At 71.1% G+C, this 19,427-nt stretch carries 15 protein-coding genes; 8 read left to right on the plus strand and 7 right to left on the minus strand.

What is annotated here, in order from left to right; translation table 11 throughout:
• Window positions 1-3 precede the first annotated feature (3 nt).
• The 6 genes from glgC (at window position 4) to ACQEVU_RS33125 (ending at window position 9,147) form a co-directional block, all read left to right on the plus strand.
• Window positions 4-1,239, plus strand: a complete 1,236-nt coding sequence (gene glgC / locus ACQEVU_RS33100; RefSeq protein ID WP_433330519.1) for a glucose-1-phosphate adenylyltransferase — start codon at window positions 4-6, stop codon at window positions 1,237-1,239.
• Between the two features lie 42 nt (window positions 1,240-1,281).
• A complete protein-coding gene (locus tag ACQEVU_RS33105; RefSeq protein WP_433330521.1) occupies window positions 1,282-3,396 on the plus strand; it encodes an alpha-1,4-glucan--maltose-1-phosphate maltosyltransferase in 2,115 nt (704 codons plus the stop codon).
• A gap of 22 nt (window positions 3,397-3,418) precedes the next feature.
• Window positions 3,419-5,137 (plus strand): maltose alpha-D-glucosyltransferase, encoded by a 1,719-nt coding sequence (gene treS, locus ACQEVU_RS33110; protein ID WP_433330523.1) that lies wholly within the window; start codon window positions 3,419-3,421, stop codon window positions 5,135-5,137.
• Window positions 5,138-5,147: 10 nt separating this feature from the next.
• Window positions 5,148-6,482, plus strand: coding sequence for a maltokinase N-terminal cap-like domain-containing protein (locus tag ACQEVU_RS33115; RefSeq protein WP_433330525.1), 1,335 nt, complete (start codon window positions 5,148-5,150; stop codon window positions 6,480-6,482).
• Between the two features lie 8 nt (window positions 6,483-6,490).
• The gene (gene glgB / locus ACQEVU_RS33120; protein WP_433330527.1) at window positions 6,491-8,599 is read left to right on the plus strand and encodes a 1,4-alpha-glucan branching protein GlgB; all 2,109 of its coding nucleotides are present in this window, start codon (window positions 6,491-6,493) and stop codon (window positions 8,597-8,599) included.
• A 107-nt stretch (window positions 8,600-8,706) separates the two neighbouring features.
• Window positions 8,707-9,147, plus strand: coding sequence for an SRPBCC family protein (locus tag ACQEVU_RS33125; protein ID WP_433330529.1), 441 nt, complete (start codon window positions 8,707-8,709; stop codon window positions 9,145-9,147).
• Window positions 9,148-9,330: 183 nt separating this feature from the next.
• Here the strand turns inward: ACQEVU_RS33125 and ACQEVU_RS33130 are convergent, their stop codons facing one another.
• The 4 genes from ACQEVU_RS33130 to ACQEVU_RS33145 all read right to left on the minus strand — a co-directional run bounded on the left by ACQEVU_RS33130 (window position 9,331) and on the right by ACQEVU_RS33145 (window position 14,297).
• Window positions 9,331-10,914: an IS1182 family transposase gene (locus tag ACQEVU_RS33130; protein ID WP_433330531.1), complete on the minus strand. Its 1,584-nt coding sequence runs from the start codon at window positions 10,912-10,914 to the stop codon at window positions 9,331-9,333.
• 65 nt (window positions 10,915-10,979) lie between these two features.
• Window positions 10,980-12,086 (minus strand): IS630 family transposase, encoded by a 1,107-nt coding sequence (locus tag ACQEVU_RS33135; RefSeq protein ID WP_433330533.1) that lies wholly within the window; start codon window positions 12,084-12,086, stop codon window positions 10,980-10,982.
• 46 nt (window positions 12,087-12,132) lie between these two features.
• Window positions 12,133-12,594, minus strand: coding sequence for a hypothetical protein (locus ACQEVU_RS33140; RefSeq protein WP_433330535.1), 462 nt, complete (start codon window positions 12,592-12,594; stop codon window positions 12,133-12,135).
• Window positions 12,595-12,611: 17 nt separating this feature from the next.
• Window positions 12,612-14,297 carry a hypothetical protein gene (locus ACQEVU_RS33145; RefSeq protein WP_433330537.1) on the minus strand — a complete coding sequence of 562 codons (1,686 nt, stop codon included), beginning with the start codon at window positions 14,295-14,297 and terminating at the stop codon, window positions 12,612-12,614.
• 143 nt (window positions 14,298-14,440) lie between these two features.
• On the opposite strand from ACQEVU_RS33145, the gene ACQEVU_RS33150 reads away from it, so the two are divergent.
• A complete protein-coding gene (locus tag ACQEVU_RS33150; RefSeq protein ID WP_433330539.1) occupies window positions 14,441-15,064 on the plus strand; it encodes a hypothetical protein in 624 nt (207 codons plus the stop codon).
• Window positions 15,065-15,074: 10 nt separating this feature from the next.
• Here ACQEVU_RS33150 and ACQEVU_RS33155 read toward each other — a convergent pair whose 3' ends face one another.
• Both ACQEVU_RS33155 and ACQEVU_RS33160 read right to left on the minus strand, forming a co-directional pair.
• Window positions 15,075-15,902 carry a transglutaminase domain-containing protein gene (locus ACQEVU_RS33155; RefSeq protein WP_433330541.1) on the minus strand — a complete coding sequence of 276 codons (828 nt, stop codon included), beginning with the start codon at window positions 15,900-15,902 and terminating at the stop codon, window positions 15,075-15,077.
• A gap of 9 nt (window positions 15,903-15,911) precedes the next feature.
• On the minus strand, window positions 15,912-16,733 hold the full coding sequence (locus ACQEVU_RS33160) for a serine hydrolase (protein ID WP_433330543.1): 822 nt from the start codon (window positions 16,731-16,733) through the stop codon (window positions 15,912-15,914).
• A 22-nt stretch (window positions 16,734-16,755) separates the two neighbouring features.
• Here ACQEVU_RS33160 and ACQEVU_RS33165 point away from each other — a divergent pair, with 22 nt between their 5' ends.
• Entirely contained in the window at window positions 16,756-17,259 is a 504-nt protein-coding gene (locus ACQEVU_RS33165; protein ID WP_433330545.1) for a hypothetical protein, read from the plus strand.
• A gap of 822 nt (window positions 17,260-18,081) precedes the next feature.
• On the opposite strand, the gene ACQEVU_RS33170 is transcribed toward ACQEVU_RS33165, so the two are convergent.
• Complete coding sequence (locus ACQEVU_RS33170) at window positions 18,082-19,401, minus strand: diguanylate cyclase domain-containing protein (RefSeq protein WP_433330547.1); 1,320 nt, start codon at window positions 19,399-19,401, stop codon at window positions 18,082-18,084.
• Window positions 19,402-19,427 lie beyond the last annotated feature (26 nt).

The raw sequence follows: 19,427 nt of genomic DNA on the forward strand, positions 1-19,427 counted from the left end.
GCCATGGCTGCCAAGAACGTCCTCGCGATCGTCCTCGCCGGAGGCGAGGGCAAGCGGCTCATGCCCTTGACCACCGACCGGGCCAAGCCCGCGGTGCCGTTCGGCGGCATCTACCGGCTGGTCGACTTCGTGCTGTCCAACCTCGCCAACGGCGGCTATCTCAAGATGGTCGTGCTGACGCAGTACAAGTCGCACTCGCTCGACCGGCACGTGACGAAGACGTGGCGGATGTCCACGCTGCTGGGCAACTACGTCACGCCGGTGCCCGCGCAGCAGCGGCTGGGCCCGCGCTGGTTCGCCGGCTCCGCGGACGCCATCTACCAGAGCCTGAACCTCATCAACGACGAGAAGCCCGACTACGTCATCGTCTTCGGCGCCGACCACATCTACCGCATGGACCCCGAGCAGATGGTGCGCCAGCACATCGAGTCGGGCGCCGCGGCGACAGTCGCGGGCATCCGCCAGCCGCTGTCGACCGCCGACCAGTTCGGGGTGATCGAGGTCGGCGCGGACGCCCGGCAGATCAGCGCGTTCCGGGAGAAGCCCAAGGACGCCAAGGGCCTGCCCGGCTCACCCGACGAGATCTACGCGTCGATGGGCAACTACGTGTTCACCACCGAGGCGCTCATCGACGCCGTCACCCGCGACGCGCAGGACCCGTCCAGCAAGCACGACATGGGCGGCAACATCATCCCGTACTTCGTCGAGAAGAACGACGCCGCGGTGTACGACTTCAGCCAGAACATCGTGCCGGGCAGCACGGAACGCGACCGCGGCTACTGGCGCGACGTCGGGACGCTGGACTCGTACTACGAGGCCAACATGGACCTCATCAGCGTGCAGCCGGTGTTCAACCTGTACAACTTCGAGTGGCCGATCTTCACGGGCAACAGCCCGTGGCCGCCGGCGAAGTTCGTGCACGGCTGGGGCGAGCGGGTCGGCCGGGCGATCGGCTCGATGATCTCCCCCGGCGCGGTCATCTCCGGCGCGCTGGTGGAGAACTCGGTCGTGTCGCCCAACGTGCACGTGCACTCGTGGGCCCACGTGGAGGGCTCGGTGATCATGGAGGGCGTCGACATCGGCCGCCACGCCGTGGTGCGCAACGCCATCCTGGACAAGAACGTGGTCGTGCCCGAGGGCGCCGAGATCGGCGTGGACCTCGAGCGCGACCGCAAGCGGTTCACGGTGTCCGACGGTGGCATTGTGGTCATCGGCAAAGGTCAGCGAGTGGAGCCCTAGCTTCCGCTGCGGCCTCCACGCGGATTCGATACGGTGAGGATCATGGGTGAGACCCCCGAGGCCCTGAAGACCGAGATCGCCACCACGGAAGCGACCGAGACGGAGATCGCGTTGTCCGCGGAACCCGTGCAGCCCCAGGAGGAGGCGGCCGAGTCGCCCGCGGCGGCGTTCCACGCCCCGCCGCTCGGCGTCGGGCAGCGCTTCCCCATCGAGCGCGTCACCCCGCAGATCGAGGGCGGCCGCTTCGCCGCCAAGGCCGTCGTCGGCGAGCTCGTGCCGGTCTCGGCCGTGTCCTACCGCGAGGGCCACGCCATGATGGGCACCAACGTGGTGCTCATGGCGCCGGACGGCACCGAGCGACCGTTCAACCGGCTGCGGCCCGGGGCGGCCGGCACCGACTCGTGGCACGGCGAGATGGCCGCCGACGCGGTCGGGGCGTGGACGTTCGCGATCGAGGCGTTCAGCGACCCGTACCTCACCTGGCACAACGCGGTCTCCAAGAAGATCGCCGCCGGGCAGGGCCTGGAGGACCTCGCCAACGACCTGGCCGAGGGCGCGGCGCTGCTGCGCGAGGCGGCCGACGGCGTGCCGGAGGACGAGCGCGGCCGGGTGCTCGGCGCCGCCGCGGCGCTGGACGACGCCGGCATCGCGCTGTTCGCCCGGGTCTCGCCCGCGCTGGGGCTGACCGACGTGCTGTGGCGGCATCCGCTGCGCCAGCAGGTCACCCGGGGCGAGGCGCTGCCGCTGTGGTGCGACCGGGAGCGGGCGCTGTTCTCGGCGTGGTACGAGTTCTTCCCGCGCTCCGAGGGCGCCGTCGTCGACGAGCACGGCAAGCCGGTCAAGCACGGCACGTTCGCCTCCGCCACGCCGCGGCTGGCGCAGGTCGCCGCCATGGGCTTCGACGTGGTGTACCTCCCGCCGATCCACCCGATCGGCCGGGTCAACCGCAAGGGCCCGAACAACACCCTCGTCGCCGGCCCCGACGACGTCGGCTCGCCGTGGGCGATCGGCGCCGCCGAGGGCGGCCACGACGCGATCCACCCGGACCTCGGCTCGCCGGAGGATTTCCGGGCGTTCGTCGCCGAGGCGCACCGCGCCGGCGTCGAGATCGCCATGGACCTCGCGCTGCAGTGCGCGCCCGACCACCCGTGGGTCACCGAGCACCCGGAGTGGTTCACCACCCGCGCCGACGGCAGCATCGCCTACGCCGAGAACCCGCCGAAGAAGTACCAGGACATCTACCCGCTCAACTTCGACAACGACCCGGAGGGCATCCGCGCCGAGGTGCTGCGCGTGGTGCTGCACTGGGTGGCGCAGGGCGTGAAGATCTTCCGGGTCGACAACCCGCACACCAAGCCGGTCGGGTTCTGGCACTGGCTCATCGGCGAGGTCAAGGCCGTCGACCCCGACGTGCTGTTCCTCGCCGAGGCGTTCACCCGGCCCGCGATGATGCACGGGCTGGGCAAGATCGGGTTCACGCAGTCGTACACGTACTTCACCTGGCGCGTGCAGGCGTGGGAGATCCGCGAGTACGTCCAGGAGCTCGCCGCCGCCGCGGACTACATGCGGCCGAACTTCTGGCCCAACACGCCCGACATCCTGCCCGAGCACCTGCAGCACGGCGGCCCGCCGATGTTCAAGATCCGGGCCGTGCTGGCCGCGATGCTCAGCCCATCCTGGGGGATGTACGCCGGGTTCGAGCTCTTCGAGCACCTGCCCCGGCCGGGCTCCGAGGAGTACCTGGACAACGAGAAGTACCAGCTGCGCCCGCGCGACTGGGCGGCCGCCGAGCAGAACGGCGAGTCCCTCGCGCCCTACCTGACCCGGCTCAACACCGTGCGCCGCGAGCACCGGGCCCTGCAGCGGCTGCGCAACGTCGTGTTCCACGGCATCGACAACGAGCAGATGCTGTGTTTTTCCAAGCGTGACCCCGCCACCGACGACACGGTGCTGGTCGTGGTGTCGCTGGATTCGCACAATGTGCAGTGGGGTAACACGACCCTGGACATGCCCGCCCTGGGCTTCGACTGGCACGAGCGCTTCACCGTGCGCGACGAGGTCACGCGGGCGACCTTCGACTGGGGACAGCACAACGCGGTCCGGCTCGACCCCTACTACGAGCCGGCGCACGTCTTCACGGTGCATCGCCACCGCTAAAAGCAAGGCAGGTAGGTACGACATGAGCGACGCCGCCGTCGAGCACTCAACCGTCGAGCATCCGTCCTCGAGCGAGTTCGGGCAGGCGCGAACGCTGCCGGCCGACGAGTCATGGTTCCAGCGGGCCGTGTTCTACGAGGTGCTGGTGCGGGCGTTCGCCGACTCCAACGCCGACGGCTCCGGCGACATCAAGGGGCTCATCGGCCAGCTCGACTACCTGCAATGGCTCGGCGTGGACTGCCTGTGGCTGCCGCCGTTCTACGACTCGCCGCTGCGCGACGGCGGGTACGACATCCGCGACTTCTACAAGGTGCTGCCCGAGTTCGGCACCGTCGACGACTTCGTCGAGCTGCTCGACGCGGCCCACAAGCGCGGCATCCGGGTCATCACCGACCTCGTGATGAACCACACGTCGGACTCCCACCAGTGGTTCCAGGAGTCGCGGCGCGACCCGACCGGGCCGTACGGGGACTACTACGTGTGGTCCGACAGCGACAAGGCCTACAGCGACGCGCGGATCATCTTCGTCGACACCGAGGAGTCCAACTGGACGTTCGACCCGGTGCGGCGGCAGTTCTTCTGGCACCGGTTCTTCTCCCACCAGCCGGACCTCAACTACGCCAACCCCGAGGTCCAGCGCGAGATGATCGACGTGCTGCGGTTCTGGCTCGACCTGGGCATCGACGGGTTCCGGCTCGACGCGGTGCCGTACCTGTTCGAGTCCGAGGGCAGCAACTGCGAGAACCTCCCGGAGACCCACGAGTTCCTGCGCCGCTGCCGCAAGGTCATCGACGACGAGTTCCCCGGCCGGGTCCTGCTCGCCGAGGCCAACCAGTGGCCGGCGGACGTCGTGGAGTACTTCGGCGACGGCGACGAGTGCCACATGGCGTTCCACTTCCCGCTCATGCCCCGCATCTTCATGGCCGTGCGCCGCGAGTCGCGCTTCCCGATCTCGGAGATCCTGGCCAACACCCCGCAGATCCCGGCGAACTGCCAGTGGGGCATCTTCCTGCGCAACCACGACGAGCTGACCCTGGAGATGGTCACCGACGAGGAGCGCGACTACATGTACGCGGAGTACGCCAAGGACCCGCGCATGCGCGCCAACGTCGGCATCCGCCGCCGACTCGCCCCGCTGCTGGAGAACGACCGCAACCAGATCGAGCTGTTCACCGCCCTGCTGCTGTCGCTGCCGGGGTCCCCGGTGCTGTACTACGGCGACGAGATCGGCATGGGCGACAACATCTGGCTCGGCGACCGCGACGGCGTGCGCACGCCGATGCAGTGGACCCCCGACCGCAACGCCGGCTTCTCGCAGGCCAACCCCGGCCGGCTGTACCTGCCGGCGATCCAGGACCACGTGTACGGCTACCAGTCCGTCAACGTCGAGGCGCAGCGCGAGTCGTCGACCTCGGTGCTGAACTGGACCCGCACGATGCTGCAGGTGCGCCGCCGGCACGAGGCCTTCGCCGCCGGTGAGTTCCGCGAGCTCGGCGGCTCCAACCCGTCGATCCTCGCCTTCGTGCGCATCCACGGCGAGGACGTCGTGCTGTGCGTCAACAACCTGTCCCGGTTCCCGCAGCCGATCGAGCTCAACCTCCAGCCGTGGGCCGGCTTCATCCCGGTCGAGCTCACCGGCCACGTGCAGTTTCCCAGTATCGGCCAGCTGCCGTACCTGCTCACGCTGCCGGGGCACGGCTTCTACTGGTTCCAGCTCACGGCCCCGGTCGAGCAGGGCTAGAGGGAGTGCCATGACGTCTCTGCCGTTCACCGTCTGGCTGCCGCACCAGCGCTGGTACGCCGGCCGCCACCGCGAACTGACCCACGTCGATCCCGTCCTGGTCACCCACCTGCCCGACGGCCTCGACCACGTGCTCCTCGACGCCCACTTCGCCGAGGGCCCGACGGAGCACTACCAGCTGTTCGTCGGCTGGAACCTCGACGTCGCGGCCGAGCTGTCCGCGGCCGCGCTCATCGGCGCCGACGGCGACCGCACCGCCTCCGACGCTCTCTACGACGAGCGCTCGGCGCAGCGCATCCTGGCGCTGATCGACACCGGCGCCGTCATCGACGGCATCCGGTTCGTGCCCGAGCCGGGCGTCGCACTGCCGGTCGACACGCCGGCCCGCATCGGCGGCGCCGAGCAGAGCAACACCAGCGTGATCTTCGACGCCGCCGCGATCCTCAAGGTGTTCCGCAAGATCAGCCCCGGCATCAACCCGGATCTGGAGCTCAACCGGGTCCTCGCCCGCGCCGGCTGCCCCAACGTCGCCCGGCTGCTCGGCGCCATCGAGAGCGACACCCCCGACGGCGAGCACCTGGCCCTGGCGATGGTGACGGAGTACGCGCAGAACTCGGCCGAGGGCTGGGCGATGGCGACCACCAGCGCCCGCGACCTGTTCGCCGAGCACGATCTCAACGCCGACGAGGTGGGCGGCGACTTCGCCAGCGAGTCGGCCCGCCTCGGCGAGGCGGTCGCGCACGTGCACCGCACCCTGGCGGAGCAGCTCGGCACGCAGCTCGACCCGGCCCCGACCGCGAACATGCTCGAGCGTCTCGACGCCGCGGTGGGGATCGTGCCCGAGCTGGCCGGCCTGGCCGCCGACATCTCGGCCACCTTCCGCACGGTCGGCGAGCAGCCCATCACGACCCAGCGCATCCACGGGGACCTGCACCTCGGCCAGGTGCTGCGGACCCCGGAGTCGTGGCTGCTCATCGACTTCGAGGGCGAGCCGGGCACGCCGGTCGACGAGCGCCGCAAGCCGGACTCGGCCCTGCGCGACGTCGCCGCGATGCTGCGCTCCTACGAGTACGCCGCCTACCAGCTGCTGCTCACCGAGGACGACGAGGACCTGCAGCGGCGGGCCCGGCAGTGGGTGGACCGTAACCGGGACGCATTCTGCGACGGTTATGCTGCCGCGGCGGGGTACGACCCGCGCGACGACGGTGCGCTGCTGCGGGCCTACGAGCTGGACAAGGCGGTCTACGAGGCCACCTATGAGGCACGGTACCGGCCGGGCTGGCTGCGGATCCCCCTGCAGTCGATCGAGCGCATGGTGAACCGTTCGGACCTGACGACAAGGTGAGCACCCCAATGAATCTCGACGACCTCATCGCCGGCCGCGCGCACGACCCGCACGGCCTCCTCGGCGCCCACTCCGACACCGACACCACCGTGATCCGGGCGCTGCGCCGCGGCGCGCACGAGGTGGCGGTGGTCGTCGACGCGGAGCGGTACCCGATGCGCCAGGTGCACGGCGAGGGCGTGTTCGAGGTCGAGGTGCCCGGCGCCGTGCACGACTACCGCATCGACGCCGACGGCGTCCTCACCGACGACCCGTACCGGCACCTGCCGACCGTCGGCGAGCTCGACCTGCACCTCATCCAGGAGGGCCGGCACGAGCGGCTGTGGACCGTCCTCGGCGCGCAGGTCCGCGACGGCGGCGTCGCGTTCGCCGTGTGGGCGCCCAACGCCCGCGGCGTGCGCGTCGTCGGCGACTTCACCGGCTGGGGCATCCACGACGGCTGGCCGATGCGCTCGCTCGGCGGCAGCGGCGTGTGGGAACTGTACGTGCCCGGCGCCAAGGCGGGCGACAAGTACAAGTTCCGGCTGCTGACCCCCGACAACGAGTGGGTGGAGAAGGCCGACCCGCTCGCGCAGCACACGGAGGCGCCGCCGGCGACCGCGAGCGTGGTGTACCGCTCGGCGTACAACTGGAAGGACGCCGACTGGTGCGCCGCCCGGGCCGAGCGGCACGTCCACGAGGGGCCGGTCAGCATCTACGAGGTGCACCTCGGCTCGTGGCGGCCCGGGCTGTCCTATGTGGAGCTCGCCGACCAGCTGACCGAGTACGTCAAGGACCTCGGCTTCACTCACGTCGAGTTCCTGCCGGTCATGGAGCACCCGTTCGGCGGCTCCTGGGGCTACCAGGTCACCGGCTACTACGCGCCGACGGCCCGCTTCGGCTCCCCGGACGAGTTCCGCTACCTCGTCGACCGGCTCCACCAGGCCGACATCGGTGTGATCCTGGACTGGGTGCCGGCGCACTTCCCGAAGGACGCGTGGGCCCTCGCGCGCTTTGACGGCACGCCGCTGTACGAGCACGGCGACTGGCGCCGCGGCGAGCACCCCGACTGGGGGACGCTCATCTTCGACTTCGGCCGCAAGGAGGTCCGCAACTTCCTGGTGGCCAACGCCCTGTACTGGTGCGACGAGTTCCACGCCGACGCGCTGCGGGTCGACGCGGTCGCCTCGATGCTGTACCTCGACTACTCCCGCGAGCAGGGGCAGTGGGCCCCCAACCAGTACGGCGGCCGGGAGAACCTCGACGCGATCTCCTTCCTGCAGGAGGCCAACGCCACCGTCTACAAGCACCACCCCGGCATCATGATGATCGCCGAGGAGTCGACGGCCTGGCTGGGCGTGACCCGCCCCACCGACTCCGGCGGCCTGGGCTTCGGCTTCAAGTGGAACATGGGCTGGATGCACGACACGCTCACCTACGTGAGCAAGGACCCCATCTACCGGCAGTACCACCACAACCAGATGACGTTCGCCACGGTGTACGCCTGGAGCGAGAACTACGTCCTGCCGATCAGCCACGACGAGGTCGTGCACGGCAAGGGTTCCCTGGTCGGCAAGATGCCCGGCGACCTGTGGAAGAAGGTCGCCAACGCCCGCGCGCTGCTGGCCTACATGTGGTCGTTCCCCGGCAAGCAGCTGCTGTTCATGGGCTGCGAGCTCGGCGACGAGCAGGAGTGGAGCGAGGAGCGGGGCCTCAACTGGGACCTGCTGCACGACCCGCTGCGCTCCGGGCTGCAGCGCCTGGTGCACGACCTCAACGACGTGTACCGGCGCACCCCGGCGCTGTGGAGCCAGGACACGACCCCGGACGGCTTCCGCTGGATCAACAACGAGGACTCCGGCGGCAACGCGTTCACGTACCTGCGCTGGGGCGGCGACGGGTCGGTCGTCGCGGTGGCGGTCAACTTCGCCGCGCACCCGCACGAGGGGTACCGCATCGGCCTGCCCTTCACCGGCCGCTGGACGGAGATCCTCAACACCGACGCCGACGTCTACGGCGGCTCCGGCGTGGGCAACTTCGGCGCCATCGAGGCGGAGGGCATCCCGCACAACGGCCTGCCCGCATCCGCCGAGATCCGCATCCCGCCCCTGGGCGCGGTCTGGTTCAGGCTGGGGTGAGCGTACCCTCGCTGCCATGAGCGGTCCGGAGCGAAGCGGAGGGGCCGCTCAACGAAGAGATACAGGGTTTAGGCTCATGGCAAGCCGGAGCGAAGCGGAGGTTTGACGTGAGCGTGCAGTTCCGCGACACCATCACGATCGCGGCGCCGGCGGCCGTTGCCGGGGACATCATGAAGGCGGTTCAGGACTGGCCGTCCTGGACCGCCTCCATGTCCAGTGTGGACCGCACGGCCACCGGCCCCCTGACCGTCGGCGAGACCATCAAGGTGAAGCAGCCGAAGCTGACCCCGTCGACGTGGAACGTGACCCGCGTCGACGCGCACGGCTTCGAGTGGGCGTCGTCGTCCTCCCCCGGCGTCCGCAACGTCGGCGGCCACTGGGCCATCGACAACGGCGACGGCACCTGCACCGCCGAGCTGACGCTGTCGTTCGCCGGCCCGCTGGCCCGCGTCGTGACGCTGCTCTACTCCGGCCTGATCCGGCGGTACATCAGGATGGAGGCCGAGGGCCTGCGCAAGGCCGCCGAGGAGCGCGCCGCGGCCGGCTAGGAGACCGCTGAACAATCCGGTTTCTGGACCGGGGTCTGGTCAGAGGTGACGGGGAAGGTGTCTCAATAGGCCGTCTGGCGGCGTGTGAGTCACAGCGTGTGGCTGGACAGCGAGCTTGCCTTCCCCGTCAGGTTCAGCGTAGGGGCTGTTGGGCGGGGCGGGGAGTGTCTGGTCTCGGGGGGTTCAGGTCAGGGTCCAGCCGGTGGTCTGTCGGGTGAGGCCGAGGTTGAGCAGGCGGCGGAGGTTGAGGGCGGCGATGCGGGTGCGCAGCCACCAGGTGTTGGCGGTGGTGCCGTGGTAGCGCAGTTTGCGGCAGCGGCCTTTCGGGCCGATGAGCCAGGCGATGGAGCGTTCGACCATGGGCCGGTGGCGGCGGTAGGTGGTGCGCAGGTGGGGGTTGGTGGCCCAGTCGCGGCGGGCGGCGCGCAGCAGCGCGTCGTGTGGGTGCAGGGTGATCGACCGGCCGTCTTTGGCGGTGGTGCACTGCGCGCGTAGCGGGCAGCCGCGGCAGCCGGCACCGAATGTGGCGGTGCGGTTGACGCTCAGCCGCCGGGTGAGCCCGCCCGGGCAGGTGACGGTGCCGTTGGTCTCGTCGATGGTGAAGTCGTCGAGGGTGAAGCCGCCGGGCACGGCCGGGCGCAGCGGGCCGGGTTTGATGATCGCGGTGTGCCCGGCCTCGCCGAGGGCGGCGCGGGCTTCGCCGGTGCCGTAGGCGGTGTCACCGAGCACCTCGAACGCTCGGGGGTTGTCGGTGGTGGCTGCGTCGATGTCCTGCTGGAGCAGGGCCAGCCCGACGACGGCCTCGTGGTTGGTCTCACCGGCGGCTTCGGTGAGGGTGGCGCCGGTGAACAGGCCGGTGTCCGGCTCGATGATGACGTGGCCTTTGAACCCGTCCTGGCGGTGGTGGACGGTTTTGTGCACGTGCCGGGCCTGCGGGTCGACGGTGGAGATCACCCGCTCCGGCGCGACCCGGCGGGCGATACGCCACCGCCCGTCGGTGCCGTCGGAGCCCTCGGCCGGTTCGACGTCCTGCCCGGCGACCAGGGCAAGCAGGGCCAGGGCCTGCCCGGCCGGCTCGGTCAGCTTCGCGCCGGCGAACGCGTCCACGACCGTGGTCGCGTCGCCCACCAGCGCTGAGACCAGGGCGTCGCGGGCGGTCTTGTCGTCCCAGGCGATACGGGGCATACCCGGATCGTCCCAGTCATGAGCGTGACACTGCGCGGCGATGACCCCGGCGGCGCCGGGCACCTCCCGCCGCACCCGGCGCATCGCCGCGATCAACTGCGTAATCGTGTCCTGGGTGGCCACCGCATCGTCGAACACCACCGAATCCAGGGCCCGGCGGGTCTTGCCCGTGAGGACCCCGGTCGCCGCGACCACCGCCCGGACCGCCTCGAAAATCCGGTCCGGGCGGTCCGAGGCCCGCAGCCGCTGCCGCCACACCGTCAACGTCGTCGGATGAAACCCTGCATGGTCGATCGGCAGCCCGCACGCCACCTTCCACCGCAGATCACAGCGCACTGCCTGGACCGCCTCCGGGTCGGACAGATCCTGCAACATCTGCAACACCAGCACCGAGGCGATCACCGCACCCGGCAGCGACGGCCGGCCCCGCCCGGACGGGAACAAGTCCGCGAACATCCCGTCCGGGAACAGCACCTCACGCTGCTCGGCCAGCAACGCGTACACACTGCCCGCCGGGACCAGATGTCCCACCAGCGCCGCGGTGTCCAGCAACTCCCGCCCGGGACCAGAACGACCCTGCACCCACCAATTATCGACCAAACCCGATCAAATTGGGGTAACAGCATGCCGGATTATTCAGCGGTCTCCTAGTGTTCTGAGTCGTTGATGAGTTGATTAAGTCTGGTGCAGTAGTTTGCGAGGTTGTCGAGGATCTCGTCGGCGGTCTTGACCCAGACGAAGGGTTTCGGATCGGCGTTCCACGCCGCAATCCAGGCGGTGACGTCGGTCTCGAGGTCTTTGACGCTGCGGTGGCTGCTGCGGCGCAGCTTGCGGCGGGTGAGTTCGGCGAACCATCGCTCGACGAGGTTGAGCCAGCTGCCGGAGGTGGGGGTGAAGTGCAGGTGGAAGCGGGGATGCGCGGCCAGCCAGGTCTTGATCGCCGGGGTCTTGTGGGTGGCGTAGTTGTCGCAGATGAGGTGTAGGTCCAGTTCGGGCGGGGTGTTCGCGTCGATGGTCTTGAGGAACCGCAGGAACTCCTGATGCCGGTGCCGGCGTTGGTGCTGGCCGATCACTCGACCGGTGGCTACGTCCAACGCGGCGAACAGACTCGTGGTGCCGTACCGGATGTAGTCGTGGGTCTGCCGGCCGGGCACGCCCGGCATCATCGGCAGCACCGGCGCGCTGCGGTCCAGGGCCTGCATCTGGGATTTCTCGTCCACAGCGAGGACCATGGCCTTGTCCGGCGGGTCGAGATACAGCCCCACGACATCGCGGACCTTCTCAATGAACTGCGGGTCCCTGGACAGCTTCCAGGTGTCCACCAGATGCGGCTTGAGCCCGAACGCCCGCCAGATCCGCGAGATCGCCGTCTGGTTCAACCCGACCGCAGCGGCCATCGAGCGGGTGGACCAGTGGGTGTCGTTGTTCGTCGGCGCCTCTTCGAGGGTCTTGGTGATCACGGCCTCGATCTGCTCGTCGGTGATCTTCCGGGCCGCGCCCGGACGGGGCTCATCCGACAAGCCCTCCAGCCGGTCCCGCACGAATCTGGCCCGCCATTTGTTTACCGTCTGCGGCCAGATCCCCAATGACGCGGCCACGTCCTTGTTGTTCGTACCTTCCGCGCACGCCAGCACGATTCGGGCCCGCAACGCGAGAGCCTGTGCCGTCTTCGCCCGACGAGACCACGAAAGCAGCGTCTGACGCTCCACATCGGACAGTACGAGCTCCGCCTTCGGGCGGCCGGGACTCGGCATAGACAACACGCTACATGGTTCAGCATTGAAACAACGACTCAGGACACTAGGCCCGCAGGCGCTGCGTCATCTCGCGGGCCCGCTGCTCGCCCGGGAACTGCTCGCCGAAGAAGCGGTGCAGCGCCGCCGCGGCGAAGCCGATGCCGAGCGGGGCCAGGATCACGAGCAGGCTGCCGTGGTACGAGCCGCGGCCGGCGTCGTTGGTCTCCTTCATCGGCACATGGTGCAGCCACAGCCGCCCGAGGAAATACCCGTACGCCACCAGCGGCAGCGCGATGAGGGCGAACACGACGCGGCCGCCCGTGCCCTCCGACCCGAACACGGAGACCGCGGCGAAGGCGGTCAGCGCCGCGGCGGCCACGGCGCCCAGCACCGCGCCGGCCGACGTCAGGGCGCGCCGGCGCCGGTAGTCCCGGCCGCGCTCCAGCCAGGTGGTGCCGATCCACGGCAGCACGACGGCCGGGCCGTCCGGCAGTTCGCGCACGACGAAGACACGCTCGACGGCCACGGGGGTCACGCTCCGGTTCAGGGTCGGTGCCGGGGAAGATCGGGCAGCAGGTTGTGGTTGTACACCAGAACCGCCCACCGGTCGAGATCAATACGCTCCAGCGGCATCCCGAACGTCTCGATCGCGCCGCTGACCGTGCCGTAGTGCGGCAGCGTGCGGTCGATGACGATGAACCGGGCGTCGTGGCGCCCCGCGTCGAACCAGTCCTCCCGCGACTCCCAGTCGAACGCGCGTGGCATCTCGTCGACGACCGGGGCGATGCGCACCCGCCCGCCGGAGGCGACCGTCACCGTGTGCGACGCCCAGTAGGCGCCGATGCCGTAGTGCAGGTCGTGGGCCTGCAGCCACTCGGCGAGCTCGGCGGCCTCGGCCGGCTTGGCGGGCACCACCGCCGCCTGCACCCCGAACGCGGCCACCAGCACCGCGGCGAGGGCACCCGCGGTGACCCGCAGCGCGAGGCGGGGCCGGCGGGCCCGCGCCGACCAGGCGGCCGCCAGCCGGTCGCCGAACACCCGGCTGGCCAGGACCGCGCCGAACGCGGCCACGTTGACGACCTGGCGGGCGCTGGCCATGTCGGCGGCCTGCGTCGAGGCGGCGAACGCGGCCAGGTTCACGGCCAGGCCGACGGCCAGCCACTGCGCGACCCGGTCGGCGTGGCCGCGCCGGCCCAGCAGGCGGGCCAGGGTCACCGCCGCGGCGGCGAACGCGGCGGCCATGAGCAGCGCCTTGACCGCGCCGGCGGCGTAGTTGAGGCCGGTCAGCCACGGGCCCTCGTCGACCAGGAACGGGAAGTACGCGCCGTAGTCGACGGCGACGAGCCGCCACAGCATCGACAGGTGGTCCGGGACGTCGGACCACGCGCTGAACTCCGCGACCGGCTGGTGCACCCGGAACCCGCCGGCCAGGCCGATGAGGCGCAGGGCCGCGTGGGCCAGGGCGACCGAGGCGGCCGCGGCGACGAGCAGGTGCGCGTCGGTGGCCTTCTCGCCGCCGGTGCGCCACGCCCGCGCCAGGCGCAGCAGGCTCACCGCGGCCAGGGGGACGGCGCCGATGTACATCGCCAGCGGGTCGCCCATCTGCGCAACCGTGAGCACGGCGGTGACGGCCGCGGGCCACCAGCGCCGCAGCGCCGCCCGGCGGTCGATCAGCAGCGCCGTGACCAGCAGGGGGACGCCGGTGCCGGTGTGGTCGGGGACGTACAGGACGATCGCCCAGCCGGCGTGGGGCTGCGGCACCAGCAGTACCGAAACCACGAACGCGATCCGGGCCCACGCCGCGCGGCCCGTCGCCTCCCCGCGGGCGACCAGCGCGGCGAAGACGATCAGTAGCAGGTAGGTCGTGGCCGCCGCGACGTGCACGACGTCCTCGTTGAGCCCGTAGGCCAGCTCGATCAGCGCGTACTGCACCAGCTCCGTCGGGTAGAACGAGACGTCGCTGAGCGTCCAGCCGGCCAGGCCCACGTTGCCGTGCAGCAGGTCCCAGGCCTGCAGGGCGTTGGCCGCGCCGTCGGCGTTGGTGCCGTTGTTGCGGGCCATGCGCAGGTACCCGATGAGCATGACCGCGAGCGCCGACACGAGCAGCCCGGCGGTGAGGAACCGGCCGCGGGTGCGCCGATCGGTGGTACCTGGGGCGGCGGTGCCGGTGCGCTGCCGCGGGATCGTCGTCGTCTGGGCCGCGGTGACCGCGGCGGGCGTCGGACTCACCCGCGCCATTCTGGGCCACGCGCGCTGTCGGCCATCCGCCACGTCCGATCACTGACAGTAGGGCCCGGGGTGGCAACCTCCGGCCCGGTTCGCGGCGTCACACCAACACCGCTGCCCGCCCACCGACTACAATCAGTGACGCCATGAGTACCAATCGCGCCCGCTGGGCGGCGGTGGCCGCGGCCGTCGTCGCACCCGCCGCCCTCGCCGCGCTGCTGGCCGGCTCGGCCAGCGGCCGGCCCTCGGCCGACCCGTCGCCGTCGATGACGCCCCCGTCGCCCTACCCGTCGCCCGTCGTGTCCGGGCCCGGGGCCCTGGTCGTCGACTGCGCCGCAATCCTGCGCTACAACGTCGGCGGGCCGTTCGGCGACACCCCGGGCGACCTGGTGCCGTTCGGCGCGAAGACCGTGACGCGCTGCGACACCGCCCTCGACGCGCCCTCGGCCGGGTCGGCGGCCCGCCCCCGGCCGACGCTCGCGCCGCCGGAGGCGCTCACCACCAACGTCGACAGCTTCGTGCAGCTGCTCAACACGCTGCCGTCCGTCGCGCCCGACCAGGCGTGCCTGCACATCGCGTTTCCGACGCAGCTGAGCTTCGTGTTCATCTTCGACCCCGCCGCCGAGCGCTGGCCGCTGGTCGTGGTGGTCGACCGCAACTGCGCGGCCCTCGTCGCCAACGACGGCGCCGACACGCGGGCCCGCTCGTACGCCACCCTGGACCCGATGCCGATCTTCGAGAAGCTCTTCGCCGCGCAGCCCCCGGCCTAGACCGCTTCGCTCAGACCTTCACCCAGCCGTCGAAGCCGCTCGGTGACAGGCAGTGCACGCGGCCGTCGACGTGCAGGGCGGGATCCGTCTCGTACCGCTTCGTCAGGGTCCGCTCGGCGTCCACGTCGCCGCGGTCGGCCGACAGCAGCAGCTCGGCCAGCTCGTCGGCGGTGCGGTCGGTGATCGCGCCCCACTGGTCCCACAGCAGCACCTCGTCGCCGTTGCGGTGGGCGAGCTCGAGCAGCACGTAGTCGAGCAGGAACTGGTGGCCGCGGAACGGCAGGTAGGGGTCGACACCGTAGTTCTCGGCGTCGATCAGCCCCCGCCGGTGCGCCGTCCACGCCTGCGCGGCCGTGATGAACTGCGGCACGTCCGCCGTGTCGAACGGGAACGCGGCCGGGTCCAGTTGCGCGTCGGCGAGCACCCAGCGGCGGCCGTTCCAGTACTCGGCGACGGCGTGGTCGTAGTTGAAGTCGTCGGCGAAGTAGGGCGCGAACCCGACCCGGCTGCGCGCCGGCACCCCCCGCCGGCGCAGCGCCGCGACGGTCAGCAGCGTGAAGTCGCGGCAGCAGCCGACGATCCGCTCCCGCTCCGGCCGGGCCTCGGTCAGCGGCACCGGGAAGCGCCCCTGGTCCAGCTCCAGCATCTTGCTCAGCCACCGCGTGTCGACCTCGGCGAGCCGCTCACCGGTGAACGTGATCCCCGCGGCGCGGTAGTGCACGACCAGGTTGCGCACGGCGGCCAATAACCCCGGCACGTCCTCGGGCAGGTCGTCGAGCAGATGACCGAGCCGACCCGGGTCGCTGAACCGGGTCTGCTCGCGGTACCGCTGCATCATGGATCGAACCTAGCAACATTTGAGCATCGCCCGCCCCAGCGCCGCGTGCGCCCGCACGGCCGGGTGCGTCGGCCCGTAGTCGCCGGCCCGGTCGAGGCCGTCGGCGAACAGGCTGTACACGATCGCGGGCCGCCCGTGCTCGCCGAAGACGATGCCCGCCTCGTGCCGGGCCGCGCGGCCCCCTTCGTGGTCGGCGCCGTGCTTCGTGGCCACGCGCTCACGCTGCGCCGAGGTCATGTCCCGGCGTACACCATCCTGGTATCCCCCGGCGCCCCGCAGGACGCGCAGCATGAACGCGCCGGTGCCACCCTCCAGCAGGGTGCCCCCGGCCAGCCGGGTGAGCAGGTCGTGCGTCTCGACGGCCGTGGTGTCCCCGAGCAGGAACCGGTCCGGCCGCTCGACGGGCACCACGCGGGTGCGACGGAACCCCTTCGCGGCGAGGATCTCGTTGATCTCGGCCGCCGGGGCGAGCCGCCCGCACAGCCGCACGGCGGTGTTGTCCGAGACGAGCAGCAGCGCTGTGATGACGCCGGCCAGGGTGAGCTCGTCGCCCCAGACGGGCTGGAGGTGGTACAGCCCGCTGCCCGGCAGCACGTCCTCGCAGCGCAGCCGGACCCTGGTGTCGAGCCCCGCCTCGCCCCGGTCGACCTTGTCGAGCAGGGCGACCGCGACGGCGAGCTTCTGGACGCTGTACCCCTTCACCACCCGCTCGTCGTCATCGCTCACGACCACGCGGTCGCCGACGCTGATCCGGGCGTGCCAGTCCCCTCCGGCGCGGCGTGTCTGCGCGGCGTACGCGCGCCGCAACGATGCTCCGGGCGCCGGGCTCACCAGGGCAGTCTAGGGTGCTGGCATGGACGTCGCGGCGGCCCTCGGGAATCATCTGTCGGCCCTGTCGTTCACCGACCGGTCCACGGACGACGTCACCGCACTCCTGATCGACGCCGCCGTCGACTGGGCGCACACCCTGGGCTGGCGGGCCTATCGGCGGGCGGCGAGCGTGGTACCGCTGCCGCCGCCGTACGAGCAGCAGTTCTCGGTCGTGGACGTCGGCATCGCGCGGCCCGGCGCCGCCCCGATCGTCGTCGAGGTGGACCACGCCGACCGCCGCCGGACGCTGGACAAGCTGGCCGCGGAGGCCGCGGCGGGCCGGGTGGCGCTGTGGGTACGCTGGGGCGCGGGCCGCTTCGCCGCGCCGCCGCCTCCGGTGCTGCTCGTGCCGTTCACGGTCATCTCGCGCCGGGGGCCGGCGGGCGGTCGGGTGCATTCGCACTCGGGCGGCGCGCCGCGGCCGGCGCCGGAGCATTCGGCCCCTCTCGGCGACTTCGCCCCGATGCCGCTGGATTCGGAACCCTGATCGCCCGTGCGCCCGTCCGCGCCGACCTGCCGCACGTTCGCTTCCCCGGCCCCCTCATTCAGCGCGGACCCCAACTAAGCGATCTTTCCCGATTTTTCGGATATATCGCAATCTGGGTGATCCGCCCGATTTCGCGGGTCGAGGTGGACCAGCGCTCGACGCCGTCGGGGCCGATGAGTCGCAGCCGCCCGTAGAGCAGGGTTCGCATCCCGGGCGCGGCGGCGAGCAAGGCGAACTTGTCGATCTCCAGACGCCAGACCGGCGGTTGGTCGACCCCCCGGACGCAGCGAAACCCTGATTCGGCCCCGCGTCGCGGACGCGCCGGCGACCTCGATCCACGCGCCCCCCGCCCGCCGCGGTCGCATCGGCATTCACCGAACCGCCTTCGGCCGCAGAGGCCGCGCCGCTCGCGGAGCCCGCACCACCACTCCCGGCCGCCACGGCGCCCTCACAAACCGCACCGTCCACAAACGACGGACCGGCCGTCGGTGGCAGGCTGGCGGGGGCGCCGGCCCGGAACCGGGCCCCGCGACGCCGACGACGAGTTGTGGGACCGAGAGAGCAGGGTGGACAAGCGGGCCGGGGAGCGCCGCGAACGACGATTCCTGCGAGCCGTCCGGTGACCGCACGCGCACCCGGGCGTCCGCGTGGGCCGTTGCGAAGCGGCCGTTCCCGGAGTCGGCCTCACCGATCGCGTTGTCCGGCATGCGATCGCGCCAGTGCCGGCAAACGCACCCCGTCGGCGGCCCGATTCCGATGTCTCCACCGTAGCCGACGCCGCCAAATTGCCGATCTAGCGATACACCCAGCGTCAGCGACAGACTACGTTGTGGCGGCGGCGTGGACCACGCGGCCCTTGCCGCTGGTCTTCGCGGCGTACATCGCCTGGTCGGCGTCGTGCATCAGAGCGTCGATCGGGGTCTCGCCGTCCCACAGGGAGACGCCGATGCTGGCCCTTGGGGTGATGACCCGGCCGTGGTACTCCGACGGCTGCTGCAGGTCCGTCAGCAGGCGGTCCGCGACCACGTACACGTCCGAGACGTGGTCCACGCCGTCCAGCAGCACGGCGAACTCGTCGCCGCCCAGGCGGGCCACCGTGTCGGCCGAGCGTACGCCGGACTGCAGGCGCTGGGCGACGACCGTCAGCAGGTGGTCGCCGGCGGCGTGGCCGAGGGCGTCGTTGACCTGCTTGAAGCCATCCAGGTCGATGAGCAGCATCGCGACCGGCAGGCCGCCCGTGGCGTTCGCGCGGGCCGCGGCGATGCGCTCGCGCAGCAGGGCGCGGTTGGGCAGGCCGGTCAGGCCGTCGTGGCAGGCGCGGTGGTGGACCTCCTCGAACGCGTTGCGCAGCACGCCCAAGGTTTCGTTGAGAGAGCGGCCCATCTGGCCGACCTCGTCGGCGCGGTCCAGCTCCACGCGGCGGCTCAGGTCGCCGCGGGCCACGCGGGCCAGGACGTCCACCACCTGGCGCAGCGGGCGGGAGATGGCGCGGCCCGTCAGCACCGCCAGCAGCACCGCCGTCAGGGCGCCGGCGACCAGCAGGGCCGTCGTCAGCTGGGCGTTGCGCATCGCGGCCGCCTTGGCCTTGCGGGCGCCGTCGGCCACGGCCTCGACCAGCTGGGCCAGGAACGAGCTGGCGCGGTCCTTCACCGCCCGGGCGATCGCCTCCGAGCGGACCAGCACCACCGAGGCGGCCTTCTTCTGGTCGCCGCCGCGGGCGGCATCGAGCGCCGCGTCGCGGGTCGTGCGCCACATGTCGACCGTGGCCGTGAAGCCGCGCAGGCCCGTCTTCTCGCTCGTGGGCAGGTCGATGCCGCGCAGCGTGGCGATGCGGGCGTCGATGTCGGCGTCGGACTCGTCGATGATCTCGGCGTAGGTGTCCCGGTAGAACCCGGGATCCGACAGGATGTACGCCAGGACCGCCTCCAGCTGGGCACTCACGCTGGAGCGGACGTGGGTCATCTCGTCCAGGGCGCGGACGTTGACGTTGTACTCGCGGTCCTGCTCGTCGATGAGGCGGCTGAGGTTCACCAGGCCGACGACGCCGGACGCGGTGAAGATGGCCGTGACGACCAGGGACACGCTGACGATCTTCGTGGCGATCCGCAGATCAGCCAGTCGTCGGCGCGCCCGTCTCCACACAGTTCAGACATCGGCACGAGGGGAAT

The organism is Dactylosporangium sp. CA-139066, assembly GCF_050936175.1.
Taxonomy (GTDB): Bacteria; Actinomycetota; Actinomycetes; order Mycobacteriales; family Micromonosporaceae; genus Dactylosporangium.

Coding starts and splice junctions, on each gene's coding strand:
- ACQEVU_RS33150 (WP_433330539.1), top strand. CDS start 14,441: ATGAGTACCAATCGCGCCCGCTGGGCGGCGGTGGCCGCGGCCGTCGTC.
- ACQEVU_RS33165 (WP_433330545.1), top strand. CDS start 16,756: ATGGACGTCGCGGCGGCCCTCGGGAATCATCTGTCGGCCCTGTCGTTC.
- glgC (WP_433330519.1), top strand. CDS start 4: ATGGCTGCCAAGAACGTCCTCGCGATCGTCCTCGCCGGAGGCGAGGGC.
- treS (WP_433330523.1), top strand. CDS start 3,419: ATGAGCGACGCCGCCGTCGAGCACTCAACCGTCGAGCATCCGTCCTCG.
- glgB (WP_433330527.1), top strand. CDS start 6,491: ATGAATCTCGACGACCTCATCGCCGGCCGCGCGCACGACCCGCACGGC.
- ACQEVU_RS33135 (WP_433330533.1), bottom strand. CDS start 12,086: ATGCCGAGTCCCGGCCGCCCGAAGGCGGAGCTCGTACTGTCCGATGTG.
- ACQEVU_RS33115 (WP_433330525.1), top strand. CDS start 5,148: ATGACGTCTCTGCCGTTCACCGTCTGGCTGCCGCACCAGCGCTGGTAC.
- ACQEVU_RS33105 (WP_433330521.1), top strand. CDS start 1,282: ATGGGTGAGACCCCCGAGGCCCTGAAGACCGAGATCGCCACCACGGAA.
- ACQEVU_RS33155 (WP_433330541.1), bottom strand. CDS start 15,902: ATGATGCAGCGGTACCGCGAGCAGACCCGGTTCAGCGACCCGGGTCGG.